Annotated in this window: 1 protein-coding gene; it reads right to left on the bottom strand. The window is 74.9% G+C overall.

Annotated elements, in window-relative coordinates:
• Positions 1-6 precede the first annotated feature (6 nt).
• The gene (locus K1J60_RS46690) at positions 7-16344 is read right to left on the bottom strand and encodes a type I polyketide synthase (protein ID WP_450167386.1); all 16338 of its coding nucleotides are present in this window, start codon (positions 16342-16344) and stop codon (positions 7-9) included.
• Positions 16345-16466 lie beyond the last annotated feature (122 nt).

Here is a 16466-nt window from a genome sequence, read left to right as displayed (position 1 = left end):
GTCCTCTCACGACGTCTCGAACTCGTTGTCCAGCAACGCGAAGACCTCGTCCGCCGAGGCGGCGTCCAGGTCCTTCTCCTGTTCGTCCCGGGCGTCCTGCCCGCCGCTCCACCGGCCGGCCAGCGCCCGCAGCCGGGCCGCCACCCGGGCCCGGTCCTCGTCGTCGGCCTCGACCTGTTCCAGCCCTGCCTCCAGGCGGGCGAGTTCGGCCAGCAGGCCGTCCACCGCCCGCCCCGGTTCGGGAGCCAGCTCGGTGCGGAGGTGGCGGGCGACGTCGGCGGCCGTCGGGTGGTCGAAGACCAGCGTGGCGGGCAGCCGAAGCCCGGTGGCGGCGGAGAGCCTGTTGCGCAGCTCGACCCCGGTGAGGGAGTCCAGGCCCATCTCCAGGAAGCCCCGGTCGGCGTCCACGGCGCCCGGCGAGGCGAAGCCGAGGGCGGCGGCCAGCTGGCCGCGTACCAGGTCGAGCAGGATGCGCCGCTGTTCGGCCTCCGGGGCTCCGGAGAGCCGGGTCCGCAGCGCGGCCGGGTCGCCGGACCCTGCGGCGGCCCGCTGCTCCTGGCGAGGCGCCAGGACACGCAGCAGCGGGTGCACCGGGGTGCGACCACGCAGCGCCGCGGGCTGGAGCGCCACCGGCACCACCAGTGCCCGGCCGGCCGCGCAGCCCGCCGAGAAGGCGGCCATGCCGTCCTCCGTCGTGAGGGCGCCCATGCCGGATCGCGCGACCCGGCGTACGTCGGCCTCGGTGAGCGTCTCGGTCAGTCCGGTGCGTTCGGCCCACGGCCCCCAGGACAGCGACACGGCGGGCAGCCCGAGCCGGCGGCGGTGCGCGGCGAAGGCGTCGAGGAAGACGTTGGCCGCCGCGTAGTTGCCCTGCCCCGCGCCGCCCAGCACACCTGCGGCGGAGGAGAAGAGCGCGAACGCCGAGAGCTCGCTGTCCAGGGTGAGTTCGTGGAGGTTGACGGCGCCCCGCACCTTGGGCGCGAGCACGCGGGCGACGCTCTCCTCCGTCATGGCGGTGAGCACACCGTCGTCCAGGACGGCGGCGGTGTGCACCACGGCGGTCAGCGGGTGCGCGTCGGGGATCTCCGCGAGGATGCGGGCCAGTGCCTCGCGGTCTGCGATGTCGCAGGCGGCCACGGTGGCCTCGGCGCCCAGCTCCGACAGTTCGGCGACCAGTTCACCCGCCCCGGGCGCGTCCGGACCGCTCCGGCTGAGCAGCAGCAGGTGGCGTACGCCGTGGTGCTGGGCCAGGTGCCGGGCGAGGGCGCGGCCGAGGGTGCCGGTGGCGCCGGTGACGAGCACCGTGCCGTCGGGCGTGTCCAGGCCGGTGGGTTCCGTCGCTTCGGGGACGGGCATCCGGACCAGCCGGGGCGCGAGGACCCGGCCGTCCCGTACGGCGACCTCGGTCTCGCCCCCGTCCCGTGCGGCGGTGACGGCGGCGCGCAGCACGGCGGGGTCGGTGCCGGCCTCGGGCCCGGCGGCCGGGTCCAGGTCGACGAGCAGGAACCGGCCGGGATGCTCGGCCTGGGCGGAGCGGATCAGGCCCCGTACGGGTGCGTTGACCAGGTCCGTGAGGTCGTCGTCGCCGGTGGCGACGGCTCCGCGGGTGACCACGGCCAGGGGCTGTGCGGCGTGCTGCTCGTCGGCCAGCCGGTCGCGGACCAGGGCGAGGGCCCGGGTGACGGCCGCTTCGACCGCGGCGGCCGGGTCCGCGCCCGGGACACCGTCGGTGAACGAGGCGACGGCATACCCGTCGTCGCCGGTCGCGGCGGCCGGGAGGGCGAGCTCGGTCGCCCACTCCACCTGGAACAGGGTGGTGGCCAGGCCGCGCCGGGCGGCGGACAGTTCTGTGCCGACCGGGCGGGCCACCAGGGCGCCCACGCCGCCGGCCGGTGCGCCGGTGTCGTCGTGGAGCGCGAGGCCGACGCCGTCGCCGGACTCGGTGAGACGCACCCTGAGCACCCTGGAGGCGGTGGCGGGCAGGGACACCTCGCGCCACATGAAGGGGAGTTCGGCGGGTCGGTCGGTCCTGTCCCCGTCCCCTTCGCGCATGCCTCGCAGCAGCCCGATGCCGTGCAGGGCGGCGTCGAGCAGTGCCGGGTGGAGCGCGAAGCCGTCGGAGGACACGCCGTCGGGGAGCTGTACCTCGGCGAAGAGTTCGCCGTCGCGGTGCCAGGCTCCGGTCAGTCCCCGGAAGGCGGGGCCGTAGCTGTATCCGGCATCGGCGATTCCCTCGTAGAACCCGTCGAGCGCGAGCGGCTCGGCGCCCGGCGGGGGCCAGGCGGAGAGTGCGGTGGCGGGCCGCGCGGTCTGCGCGGCGGGTGCCAGGGTGCCGCTGGCGTGCCGGACCCACGGGGCGTCCGGCAGGTCGGCGTCGCGTGCGTGGACGGACACCTCGCGGCGGCCTGCCTCGCCGGGGGCGCCGACCGTGAGCTGCACCGCGACGGAGTCGTGCTCGCCGAGCACCAGCGGTGCGCCCAGGGCCAGTTCCTCCAGCACCGGGCAGCCGGCCTGCGCGCCGGCGTGGAGGGCCATCTCCACGAACGCGGTGCCCGGCAGCAGCACGGTGCCGAGGACGGCGTGGTCGGCCAGCCAGGGGTGGGTACGCAGCGAGAGCCGGCCGGTGAACACGGTGCTCGCGCCGTCGGCGAGTGTCAGTGCGGCGGTCAGCAGCGGGTGTCCCGTACTGCCCAGGCCCGCCGCGCCGAGATCGCCGGTGCCTGCGGGCGCGGGCTCCAGCCAGTAGCGCTCGCGCTGGAAGGGGTACGGCGGCAGGGCGACGGTCCGTACCGGCAGCCCGGCGAGCGGCGCGGTGAGGTCGGCGGCGCCGCCGTGCACGTGGAGTTCGGCGACGGACAGGAGGAAGCGCTCCATGCCGCCCTCGTCGCGGCGCAGGGTGCCGAGCACGGTGACCTCGCCCGGGTCGAGGCCGGGGATGTCGTCGAGGATCTCGCCGAGCGCGGGGGCGAGGACCGGGTGCGGGCCGACCTCCACGAGGAACCGGGCGCCCTGCTCCACCAGTCCGCGCACGCCCCGGTCCAGGTCGACGGGGGTGGCGAGGTTGCGCTGCCAGTAGGTGGCGTCGAGGAGCGTGCCGTCGGTCCGTTCCCCGGTGACGGTGGAGTGGAACGGCACGGTGCCCGTGCGGGGTTCGAGGTCGGCGACGAGGCGTGCCAGCTCCTCGGCCATCGGCTCCACCTGGGCGCAGTGCGAGCTGAAGTCCACACGGACCCGTCGGACCCGGACGCCGTCCCTCTGGCAGGCCTCGAGGAAGTCGTCGAGCGCCTGGCGTTCCCCGGCGACGACGGACGACGCGGGGCCGTTGATCCCGGCGAGGGAGAGCCGTGCGCCCCACGGTTCCAGCAGCTCGCGGGTCCTGTCGGGGGACAGGGCCACGGATGCCATGCCGCCCAGGCCGGCCACCGGGAGAAGTACGGTGCCGCGCAGGGCGACGATCCGGGCCGCCTCCGCGCGGGTGAGCGCGCCGGAGACGTAGGCGGCGGCGATCTCGCCCTGCGAGTGGCCGAGAACCATGTCGGGTTCGACGCCGTGCGCCCGCCAGAGGGCGACGAGCGCCGCCGTCACGGCGAACAGCACGGCCGGTGTCACGTCGACCCGGTCGAGCGGCGGGGCGCCCGCGGCGCCGCGCAGTACGTCGATCGGCGACCAGTCCACGTGGCGGGCGAGTTCCTCGGCGCACGCGTACAGCTCGGCGGCGAAGACCTCGGAGCTGTCCATCAGTTCGGCCGCCATGCCCGCCCACTGGCCACCCTGCCCGGGGAAGACGAAGGCGACCTTTCCGGGCCGTGCGGCGCCGCGGACCAGATGCGGAGCGGCCTCGCCGCGGGCCAGGGCGGCCAGCGCGGCGCGACGGTCGGTGTCGTCGGTCGCGACGATGGCGGCTCGGTGTTCGAGCAGGGCGCGTCCCGCGGTCAGCGAGTGGGCGAGGTCGGCGGGATGGGCGGGGGCGGTGTCCAGGTGCTCCAGGAGCCGGCGGGCCTGGGCGCGCAGTGCCTCCGCGCCGCGGGCGGACAGGATCCAGGGCGCCACCACGTCGTCGAGTTCGGGGACGACGCCGGCCACGGACGTGCCGCCGGCCAGGGGGGCGCCCTCGGACGCCGGGGCGTCCACGGATGCCGGGGCGTCCACGGATGCCGGGTCGCTGCCGGGCTCGCTGACGCGCTCCGGGTCCTGGCCGGCCGCGGGCTCCGCCACGTACTGCTCAAGGACCAGGTGGGCGTTGGTACCGCTGCCGCCGAAGGAGGACACGGCGGCCCGCCGGGGGCGGCCGCCGGTGTCCGGCCAGGGGGTGGTCTCCGTCAGCAGCTCGACCGCGCCCGTGGACCACTCGACGTGCGGGGTCGGCTCGTCGATGTGCAGCGTCTTGGGCAGGATGCCCTCGCGCAGCGACATGACCGTCTTGATGACGCCCCCGACGCCTGCGGCCGACTGGGTGTGCCCGATGTTGGACTTCACCGAGCCGAGCCACAGCGGCCGGTCCTCGGGACGGTTCACGCCGTACGTCGCCAGGATCGACTGCGCCTCGATGGGGTCCCCGAGGGTGGTGCCCGTGCCGTGCGCCTCGACGGTGTCGATGTCGTCGGTGTCCAGGCCGGCGTTGGCCAGCGCCTGGCGGATGACCTTCTGCTGGGCGCGACCGCTGGGGGCGGTCAGGCCGTTGGACGCGCCGTCCTGGTTGACGGCGGTGCCACGGATCAGCGCGAGGACCGGGTGCCCCTTGCGCAGCGCGTCCGAGAGGCGTTCGACCAGGATCACGCCGACCCCCTCACCCCAGCCGGTGCCGTCGGCCGCGGCGGCGAACGGCTTGCACCGTCCGTCGGGCGCGAGGCCGCGCTGGCGGCTGAACTCCGTGAAGGAGGCGGGGGTGGCCAGGACGGCTGCGCCACCCGCGACCGCCATGTCGCACTCGTTCTGCCGCAGTGCCTGGCAGGCGAGGTGGATGGCCACGGCGGAGGACGAGCAGGCCGTGTCGACGGTGGCGGCGGGTCCTTCGAGGCCGAAGGTGTAGGAGATGCGGCCGGACGCGGCGGCGGTGCCGGTACCGGCGAGGAAGAAGCCCTCGGCCTCGCTGCCCGCCTGCTGGGCCCCGATGCCGTAGCCGACGAACGACGTGCCGACGAAGACGCCGGTCGCGCTGCCCCGCAGGGACGACGGGTCGATCGTGGCGCGTTCCATCGCCTCCCAGGTCGCCTCGAGGAGCAGCCGCTGCTGCGGGTCGGTGGCGACGGCCTCGCGGGGGCTGATGCCGAAGAGGGCCGCGTCGAAGTGGGAGGCGTCCGTGAGGAATCCGCCCTCCTTTACGTAGGAGGTGCCGGGGCGGTCCGGATCGGGGTCGTAGAGGTTGTCCAGGTCCCAGCCGCGGTCCTGCGGGAAGGGCCCGACGGCGTCGACGCCGTCCAGCACCAGCCGCCACAGGTCCTCGGGCGAGTCGGCGCCGGCGTAGCGGCAGCTCATTCCGATCACGGCCAGCGGCTCGTCCTCGGCGGTGCCGGTGGCGCGGGCCGCGGTGACCTCGGCCGACGCCTGCTCGCCGAGCACCTCGGCAAGGAGGTGGGCGGCCAGGTCGGTGGGGGTGGGGTGGTCGAACACCAGGGTGGGCGGCAGCTTGCGGCCGGTGGCGGTCTGCAGGCGGTTGCGCACGTCGACGGCCATCAGCGAGTCGAAGCCCAGGTCACGGAAGGCGCGGTCGGCCTCGATCTTGGCGGAGTCGGTGTAGCCGAGCGCGGCGGCGGCGTGCCCGCGTACGAGATCCAGCAGGTGCTGGGTCCGCTGCGGCCCGCTCAGTGCGAGGAGCGCGTCGCGCAGGGCGTCGACCTCGCCGGGTCCGTCGGCCTGGCCGGCGGGCGCCGCGAGCGCCGCCTCGGCCTCCGGGATGTCCATGATCAGCGGCCGGGCGCGGGCCGCCGTGTAGCCGGGCGTGAAGCGTGCCCAGTCGATGTCGGCGACGGTCAGGCAGGTCTCGTCGGCGTCCAGCGCCTGGTCGAGCGCCTCGAGGGCGAGGCGCGGTTCCATGGCGTGCAGCCCGCGCCGTCCGAGTTCGGCGGCGGCGTGCCCGTCGTCGGCCATGCCGCCCTCGGCCCAGCCGCCCCAGGCGACGGCGGTGGCGGACAGGCCACGGGCCCGCCGGTTCAGGGCGAGTGCGTCGAGCACGGCGTTGCCCGCCGCGTAGGCGGCCTGACCCGCGCCGCCCCAGACTCCCGCGCCGGAGGAGAAGAGTACGAACGTGCCGACGTCACCGGCCAGTTCGTCCAGATGCCGGGCGCCCTCGGTCTTGGCGGCGGCCACTGCGGCGAACTCGGCCTCGTCGCAGTCGGCGAGGGCGGTCGCCTGCGGCACGCCGGCGGCGTGGATCACCGCGTCGGCGGGGTGCTCGGCGAGGAGCGCGGCGACCTGGTCCCGGTCGGTGACGTCGCAGGCGGCGACGATCGTCTCGACGCCCCGGTCGGTCAGTTCGGCGGCCAGTTCCCGGGCGCCGGGGGCGTCCGGGCCGCGGCGGCCGGTGAGGACGAGCTTGCGTGCGCCCCGGTCGGCCATGTGGTGCGCGAGATGGCGTCCGACGCCGCCGGTGCCACCGGTGATCAGCACGGTGGAGCCGGGCTGCCAGGACCGCACCGGCGTGCTCCGCGGTGCCCGGACCATGCGGCGGACGAAGACCCCGGCGGGGCGGAGCGCCAGCTGGTCCTCCGTACCGGAGCCGTCGGACTCCCCAGGGCTCGCGGACTGCCGCGCGAGCAGCCGCAGCAACCGGTTCAGGACCCGGTCGTCCGGTTGTTCGGGCAGGTCGACGAGGCCGCCCCAGCTCTCGGGCCGTTCCAGTCCGGCCACCAGGCCCAGCCCCCAGGTGGCGGCCTGCGCGGTGTCCCGTACCGGGTCCACGCGGCCGACGGAGACGGCGCCGCTGGTGATCAGGAAGTGCGGCACCGGGGCGGGGCGGGTGGCCGCGGTGCGCAGCAGGGCGAGGTTCTGTGCGGCTCCAGTGCTGATGCCCGTGTGGTCGGGGTGCGGGCGGGAGTCGAGGGCGAGCAGTGAGATCACCCCGGACAGCGGCTGTTCCTCGGGCGGTCCGGCGGGCGGGGTCACGTGGGCCTCACCGCCGGCCTGGGCCACCAGTGCGGCGAGCCGGCCGCCCAGTTCCTCCTGTACCGGACCGGCGACGATCGCCCAGGTGCCGGTCAGCTCGGGCCGTGCGGGGGTGAGGGGCAGCGGCTTCCACTCGACCCGGTAGCGCCAGCCGTCCACCGTGGACCGGTCATGGGAACGCCGCCGCCATGCCGCGAGCGCGGGCAGTACGGGGGCGAGGGCATCGGTGCCCAGGGACTCGGCGAGCGCCTCGGTGTCGCCGCCCTCCACGGCGGCCCAGAACCGGCCTTCCTCGGCCGTGCCGCTCCCGGCGGGGGCGGTCGTCTCCTCGGGGGCGGGCTCCCACCAGTAGCGGTCCCGCTGGAAGGGGTAGGTGGGCAGGTCCACAGCGGCGCCGTGGGACGGCCAGGCGGGCTCGACGCCGCGGGTGAACGCCTCGGCGAGCGAGACGGAGAACCGTTCGAGCCCGTGCTCCTCGCGGCGCAGCGAGGTCAGCAGCACGGGGTCGGGTGCGCCGGCGTCCTCGGCGGTCTCCTGGACGGACCCGCCGAGCGCCGGGTGGGGGCTGCACTCGACGAAGACACCGAACTCGTCGGCGAGCAGGGCGCGCGTGGCCGGGGCGAACTGCACGGTCTGCCGCATGTTGCGGTACCAGTACTCCGCGTCCAGCGTCGTGGTGTCGAGCAGGCCGCCGGTGACCGTGGAGTAGAAGGGTATGCGGGAGGCGCGCGGCTGTACGGGCGCCAGGACCTCGAGGGCCTCCTCGCGCAGCGGTTCGACGACGACCGAGTGCGCCGCGCCCTTGATGCGGAGCTTGCGGCAGCGGACGCCGTCGGCCTCCAACGCGGCGAGGAACTCGTCCAGCGGTGCCTCGTCGCCGGCGACGGAGACGGACGACACCCCGTTGACGGCGGCGATGCTGAGCGCGCCGGCCCAGCGTTCCAGCCGCGCCTCGGCCTCGTGCGCGGGCAGCGAGACGGAGGCGATCGCGCCCCGGCCGACCACCCGGGAGAGCAGGCGGCTGCGGTGGGCGACGATCCGCGCGGCGTCCTCCAGGGTGAGGGCTCCGGCGAGGTGGGCGGCGGCGATCTCGCCCTGCGAGTGGCCGACCACGGCCTCCGGTTCGACGCCGTGTTCGCGCCAGAGCCCGGCGAGCGCCACCATCATCGCGAACAGCACGGGCTGGATGACCTCGACCCGGCCGAGGTCCGCGGCCCCGGGCCGGCCGCGCAGCGTGTCCTCGACGGACCAGTCGAGGTGTTCCTCCAGCGCCTGGGCGCAGGTGCGCAACGTGTCCCGGAAGGACGCCGACTCGTCCAGCAGCCGATCGGCCATGCCGGGCCACTGCGAGCCCTGGCCGGGCAGGACGAACGCGACCCGGCCGGTCCGCGCCGCCGTCCCCGTCACCAGTCCCGGCGCGGGTACGCCGTCGGCGAGGGCGGTCAACCGCTCGCGGTGGCCGGGGCCGAGGAGGACGGCGCGGTGCTCGAAGCGGGAGCGGGTGGCGGCCAGGGAGTGGGCCACGTCGCGGTCGGAGAGCGCGGGGTGGGCGTCGAGGTGGTCGGCGAGCCGTCGGGCCTGGGCGCACAGGGCGTCGGGGGTCCGAGCGGAGAGCAGCCAAGGCAGGTCGACCCGCGAATCCGAGTCGGTCCCCGGCTCGGAGTCGGGCACGGTGTCGGGTACGTCCGTGACCGGCACCGGCTCCGGAAGGGCCTGCTCCAGGATGGTGTGGGCGTTGGTCCCGCTCATGCCGAACGACGAGACGGCCGCTCGGCGCGGACGTCCCGCGTCCGGCCACTCCAGGCTCCCGGTCAGCAGCCGGACGCCGCTGCCGTCCCAGTCCACGTGCCGGCTGGGCTCGGTGATGTGCAGGGAGCGCGGCAGCACGCCGTGGCGCAGGGCCATGACCATCTTGATGATCCCGGCGACGCCGGCGGCCGACTGGGTGTGCCCGATGTTGGACTTCACCGACCCCAGCCAGAGCGGCTGTTCCTCGTCGCGTCCGCGCCCGTACGTCGCCATCAGGGCCTGGGCCTCGATGGGGTCGCCGAGTTCCGTCCCGGTGCCGTGCGCCTCGACCGCGTCCACGTCGGCGGTGTCGAGGCCCGCGTCGGCGAGCGCCGCCCGGATGACGCGCTGCTGGGCGGGTCCGTTGGGCGCGGTGAGGCCGTTGGACGCGCCGTCCTGGTTGACCGCGCTGCCGCGCACCAGGGCGAGGACCGGGTGCCCGTTACGCCGTGCGTCGGAGAGCCGTTCGACCAGGAGCATCCCGACGCCCTCGCCCCAGCCGGTGCCCTCGGCGTCGGAGGAGAAGGCCTTGCAGCGGCCGCCGGGCGCGAGCGCGCCGCCCTGCGCGGCGTCGGCGAACATGCTCGGCGTCGTCATGATGGTGGCGCCGCCCGCCAGGGCCATCGTGCACTCGCCGCGGCGCAGCGCGCCGATGGCCAGGTGCAGCGCCACGAGCGACGACGAGCACGCGGTGTCCACGGTCACCGCCGGTCCTTCGAGCCCGAACGTGTAGGCCAGCCGGCCGGAGATGACGCTCGTCGCGGTGCCGGTGAGGATGTGCGGGCGGGAGCCCTCGGGTACGTCGAACCGGCCGATGCCGTACCCGGAGGTGGCCGTGCCGATGTACACGCCGGTGGAACTGGCGCGCAGCCGCGCCGGATCGACGCCGGCTCGTTCGACGGCCTCCCACGAGGTCTCGAGGAGGAGCCGCTGCTGCGGGTCCATGGCCAGCGCCTCGCGCGGAGAGATGCCGAAGAAGGCCGGGTCGAATCCGGCGGCCTCGTAGAGGAAGCCGCCCTCGAAGGTCCGCCGGTCGCCGGGCTCCTCGGTCTCGCCGTAGAGGGTGGCCAGGTCCCAGGACCGGTCGGTGGGGAAGTCGCCGATGGCGTCGGTCTCGTCGGCGACGATCCGCCACAGCGCCTCGGGGGTGTCGGCCCCGCCGGGGAAGCGGCAGGCCATACCGACGATCGCGATGGGGTCGTCGTCCGCCGCTCCTGGGGTCGCGACGGGCGCGGCCGGCACCGGGGCGGCGGAGTCGCCGAGGATCTCCGTCACGAGATGGGCGGCGAGTGCCTCGGGGGTCGGGTGGTCGAACACCAGCGTGGCGGGCAGCCTGCGGTCGGCCGCCTGGCCGATCCGGTTGCGCAGCTCCACCGAGGTCAGCGAGTCGAAGCCGAGGTCCTTGAACGGCCGCGACGGGTCCACGGCCTCCGGCGAGGCGAAGCCGAGCACCGCCGCGACCTGGCCGCGGACGAGTTCGAGCGCGGTACGGGCCCGCTCCTCCTCGGGCAGTCGGCGCAGTCGTTCGGCGAGCCCGCCCGTGGCGGCGGAGCGGTCGGCGACCCGCCGGGCGGGGCGGGCCAGGCCGTGCAGCAGCGGCGGCAGCGCCGCCGGGGAGGCGGTGAGCCGGGCGGTGTCCAGCACGGCGGGGAGCAGCGCCGGGCCGGGCAGGGCCAAGGCGGTCTCCAGCAGACCGAGGCCGCGCTCGGGGCTCAGCGGCGGGAACGCGGAGCGGCTGATGCGGGCGGCTTCGGACTCGGTGAGGGTGTCGGCCATGCCGCCGACGCCGGTCCAGGCGCCCCAGGCGAGGGAGAGCGCGGGCAGTCCACGGGCGTGCCGGTGGTGGGCGAGCGCGTCCAGGTAGGCGTTGGCCGCGGCGTAGTTGGCCTGCCCGGGGCTGCCGAGGGTGCCGGATATGGAGGAGTACGTGACGAAGGCGGCCAGGTCGGCACCGGCGGTCGCCTCGTGCAGGACGGCGGCCGCGGTCTTGGGCGCGAGGACGGCCGCGAGCCGGTCCTCGGTGAGCGACTCGACCAGGCCGTCCTCGAGGACGCCGGCCGCGTGCACGACGGCGGTGAGCGGGTGCTGTTCCGGGATGCCGGCGAGCAGGGTCGCGACGGCTTCGGGGTCGGAGACGTCGCAGGCCGCGACAGTGACTTCGGCGCCCAGGGCGTGCAGTTCGGCGGTCAGCGCTTCCACGCCGTCGGCTTCGGCGCCGCGCCTCCCGGTCAGCAGCAGGTGACGCGCGCCGTGTTCGAGAACCAGGTGGCGGGCGGTGAGTGCGCCCAGCGCCCCCGTACCACCCGTGACCAGGACCGTACCCGCCGGATCCCACTCCCGCGCCACCGACAGCACGACCTTGCCCACATGACGCGCCTGACCCACGAAACGGAACGCATCCGCAGCCCGCCGCACATCGAACACCCGCACCGGCGGCAACACGAACACACCCTCGGCGAACAACCGCAAAACCTCACGCAGGATCTCCCCGATCCGCTCCGGCCCCGCCTCACCCAGATCGAACGCCCGATAAACACACCCACCCATGGACCCCGGATCACGCACATCCGCCTTGCCCATCTCCACAAACCGCCCACCCGGAACCAACAACCGGGCCGACGCATCCACGAACTCACCAGCCAACGCGTTGAGAACCACATCCACCCCACGCCCACCGGTCCGCTCCCGGAACACCCCCTCGAACGACACATCCCGCGACGACGCCAGACACTCCGCCCCCAGACCCGTCACCCACCACTTGCCAGGCGAAGCCGTCCCGAACACCTCCGCCCCCAGATGACGAGCAACCTGCACCGCCGCCATCCCCACACCACCGGCAACCGCATGCACCAACACCCGCTCACCAGCACACAACCCCGCCAGATCCACCAACGCGTAATACGCCGTCGCAAAAGCGATCGGCACCGCCGCCGCCTCCACAAACGACCAACCCGCCGGAACCGGAGCCACCAACCGCTCATCCGTCACCGCCAACGGACCCATCGCCCCACCGAAGAACCCCAACACCCGGTCCCCCACCACACACCGGGAAACCCCCGGCCCCACCTCCACCACCACACCAGCGGCCTCACCACCCACCGCCACCTCACCCGGATACATCCCCAGCACATTCAGCACATCACGGAAATTCACCCCCGCCGCACGCACCGCAACCCGCACCTCACCCACACCCAACGGCTCCACCACATCCGGCGCCGCCACCAAAGCCACGTTCTCCACCGCACCCCGCACCGACACCCCCACCCGCCACGCCCCTTCGGCGGGCGGTACGAGGCCGGGCCGGGCCCTCATCAGCCGTGCCGCGAGCACGGTGGTGCCGCGTACGGCGGTCTGCGGTTCGCCGGAGGCGACGGCGCGGGCGAGCGCCCGGTCGTCGTCGCCTCCGGCCGTGTCGAGGTCGACCAGCACGATCCGGTCGGGGTGCTCCGACTGCGCCGAGCGCACAAGGCCCCATACGGCGGCCCCCGCCACGTCGGGCAGGGTGTCGGCGGGTTCCGCCTGCACGGCGCCACGGGTGGCCACGACCAAGGTGGTGCCGGCGTACCGCTCGTCGGCGAGCCAGGAGCGCAGCCGTCCGAGCGCCTCGGAGGTCCGCTCGAGTACGGCCTGCGCGTCGGTGCGGGCAGGCGTGTCCGGGCAGGCGGACAGCACCAGATGGGTGGGCGTCCGGTCGCTGTCTGCGAGGTCGTCGAGCGTGCCCGCCCTGGGGACGAGCGGTTCCCCGCCCCCGAACTGGGCGAGTTCACCGGGCTCGGTCCCGGCCGCCGGGACCGGCGTCCAGTCCAGCTGGTAGAGGTCGTCGTGCCGCAGCGGCTCGTCGCCGAGGGCGGGTGCGGGCCGGGTGACCACCCGGTCCACGGTGACGACCGGGCTGCCGGCGGGGTCGACGGCCAGGATGCGGAGGCCGTCCCCGCCGTCCGCGGGCGAGATCCTGGCCCGCAGGCCCCTCGCCCCGGACGCCCAGAGCACCACCCCGGTCCAGGAGAAGGGCAGGCCCGCCTCGCCGTCGTCACCGCGTACGGCGGCCGACTGGAGCGCGGCGTCGAGAAGGGCGGGATGCAGCCCGAAGCCGGTGGCGGCGCTTTCGGGCAGGGCGAGTTCGGCGAAGACGTCATCGCCACGCGTCCACGCGGCGATGACGCCGCGGAACAGCTCGCCGTACTGGAGACCGGCGGCCCCGAGCCGCTCGTAGAGCGCGGCCGGGTCGGCGGGAACGGCGTCCTCGGGCGGCCACTCACCTGCGAGTTCGCGGTCCTCGGCGACGACCCGGGGGCGGGGCGCGAGGACGCCGACGGCGTGCCGGGTCCAGGGGCGGTCGGGCCAGCCGTCGCCGGCGGCGCCGTCCTCGCGCCGCGAGTGGACGGTGAGGGTCCGCCTGCCTTCGTCGTCGGCCGCGCCCACCGCGAGCTGCACCTGCACGCCGCCGTCCTCAGGCACGGTCAGCGGCGCCTCCAGGACCAGCTCGTCCAGCTGCTCGGTGCCCGCCTGTTCACCGGCCCGCACCGCCAGGTCCACGAACGCCGTGCCGGGCAGCACGATGCGGCCGTGCACGCGGTGCTCCGCGAGCCAGGGCTGGGCGACCGGGGAGAGCCTGGCCGTGAAGAGGTACCCGTCGTCCTCCGCGAGCGCGATGCCCGCGCCCAGCAGCGGGTGATGGGTGACACCGAGACCGGCGGAGGTGACATCGCCCGCCCAGGAGACCCCGGACGGCCAGTAGCGGTCGGCGGCGAAGGCGTAGGTGGGCAGCGCGATCCGCCGGCCGCCACCGCGCGCGAACACGGCGGACCGGTCGAGGTCCGCGCCGCGCGCGTGGACACCCGCGAGGGCCCGCAGCAGCGTGGCGTGCTCGCCCTGCGCGGAGCGCAGGGCGGGGACGGCGGTGGCGTCCTCGGCGACGTGCGGGACGAGGCCCGAGAGGGTGCCGTCGGGGCCGAGTTCGAGGAAGCGGGTGGCGCCGGCGTCGTGGGCCTGGCGTACGGCGTCGGCGAAGCGGACGGGCTCGCGGATCTGGCCGACCCAGTAGTCCGGGGTCGCCAGGTCGCCGGGCGCCGTGGTGACGACCGGGACGGTCGGGGGGTTGTACGTCAACGATTCCGCGACGGTGGCGAACTCGTCGAGTATCGGCTCCATCAGGTGCGAGTGGAACGCGTGGGAGACGGTCAGCCGCTTGACCCGTACGCCCTGTGCCCGGAGCCGCTCCTCCAGCACCGCGATCGCATCGGCGTCACCGGAAACGGTCACCGACATGGGCCCGTTCACGGCCGCCAGGTCCACCCCGTCGGGCAGCTCCAGCCCGTCCTCGGCCGCCTCCACGGCCAGCATCGCACCGCCCGACGGCAACGCGTCCATCAGCCGGCCACGCGCGGAGACGAGAGCACACGCGTCGTCCAGCGACAGCACCCCGGCGCAGTGCGCGGCAGCCAGCTCGCCGATCGAATGACCCACCAGCACGTCCGGGGTCACACCCCAGGACTCCACCAGCCGGAACAACGCCACCTCGACCGCGAACAGCGCAGGCTGCGCATACACCGTCCGGGCCAGCAGCTCCGCATCCTCCCCGAACACCACCTCCCGCAAAGGCCGTTCGAGATCCACCCGCGCACACACCGCGTCGAACGCGTCCGCGAACACCGGGAACGCCTCGTACAGCTCACGCCCCATCCCCACCCGCTGCGCACCCTGACCCGAGAACAGGAACGCCGTCTTCCCACCGCGCACCACTCCGGAGACGACCTGCGCAGAGGACTCCCCCGCAGCCAGCGCACGCAATGCGGCCAGCAGCTCCTCACGGTCGCCACCCACGACGACCGCCCGATGCTCCAACGCCGCCCGCCCCGTCGCCAGCGAGTAGGCCAGGTCCGCCGGGTCCGCCTGGGCGGCCACCGGCAGGAGCCGGGTCGCCTGTCGGCGCAGCGCGTCGGCTGAGCGGCCCGACAGCGGCCACGCCACCGGCCCGGCATCGGCCTCCGCGCCGGTCGGCTCCTCACCGGCAGGGGGCGCGGGGGCCTCCTCGATGATGGTGTGGACGTTGGTGCCGCTGACGCCGAAGGAGGAGACGCCCGCCCGGCGCGGCCGCTCACCGCGGGGCCAGGCTCGCGCTTCGGTCAGCAGTTCCACCTCGCCTGCCGACCAGTCCACCTGCGCGGACGGCTCGTCCACGTGAAGCGTGCGGGGCAGTTGCTCGTTTCGGAGCGCCTGCACCATCTTGATGACGCCGGCGACGCCCGCCGCGGCCTGCGCGTGCCCGATGTTGGACTTGACCGAGCCGAGCAGCATCGGGCGTCCCTCGGGCCGGTCCTGGCCGTAGGCGGCGAGCAGGGCCTGCGCCTCGATCGGGTCGCCGAGCTTCGTACCCGTGCCGTGCGCCTCGACCACGTCCACGTCGGACGGGGAGAGGCGGGCGCCGACGAGCGCCTGGAGGATGACGCGCTGCTGGGAGGGGCCGTTGGGGGCGGTGAGCCCGTTGGAGGCGCCGTCCTGGTTGACGGCCGAGCCGCGCACCAGGGCCAGGACCTCGTGGCCGTTGCGTTCGGCGTCGGAGAGCCGTTCCAGCAGGAGGACACCGACGCCCTCGGACCAGCCCGTGCCGTCGGCAGCGGAGGCGAAGGACTTGCAGCGGCCGTCGGCCGCGAGCCCGCGCTGCCGGCTGAACTCGGTGAAGACGCCGGGGGTGGCCATGACGGTGACGCCACCGGCCAGCGCGAGGGTGCTCTCACCGTTGCGCAGCGACTGGCAGGCCAGGTGCAGGGCGACGAGCGACGACGAGCACGCGGTGTCCACAGTCACCGCGGGCCCCTCAAGGCCCATGGTGTAGGAGACCCGGCCGGAGATCACGGCGGTCGCGCCACCGGTCAACTGGTGTCCCGCGGTTCCCGGTTCGCCCGCCAGCAGGCGCAGATAGCTCTGGTCGTTGCTGCCCGCGAAGACCCCGGCGCGGGTGCCGCGGACCGACTGGGGGTCGATGCCGGCGTCCTCGAACGCCTCCCAGGCCGCCCGCAGCAGCAGGCGCTGCTGCGGGTCCATGGCCAGGGCCTCGCGCGGGGAGACACCGAAGAAGTCGGCGTCGAACGCGGTCGCGTCGTGGACGAATCCGCCCTCACACGCACAGCTGTGGCCCTCGCCGTCGGGGTCGCCGTCGAAGAGCCTGGCGAGGTCCCATCCGCGGTCCGTGGGGAAGCCGGAGATCGCGTCCCGTCCCTCGGCCACCAGCCGCCACAGGTCCTCGGGCGTGTTGACGTCGCCCGGGTAGCGGCAGCTCATGCCGATGATCGCGATCGGCTCCTGGTCGGCGGCCTCCCGGTCGCGCAGTTTCTGCTTGGTCCTGCGCAGGTCGAGCGTGACCAGCTTGAGATAATCCCGGAGCGTCTCGTCTTCTGCCATTTTCCCGGTACCTCCCAGGCTGCCGCTCGGCCACGGTCCACCCGGAGCCGCCATGCCGCGGGTGCCGTATTCAGGACATCCGCGTCCGCGACGCTATGGACGGCCCGCGAAGGCGGGCAACCCCTACCCGGCGTGACCGCCCCTTATCTCGGGCGCTCACCCGCGCACGGGGCCGC

It is taken from the genome of Streptomyces akebiae (assembly GCF_019599145.1).
GTDB classification, from domain to species: domain Bacteria; phylum Actinomycetota; class Actinomycetes; order Streptomycetales; family Streptomycetaceae; genus Streptomyces; species Streptomyces akebiae.
Note: the sequence above shows the minus strand (reverse complement) of the source record. Positions and strands in the feature narration are given on the sequence as shown.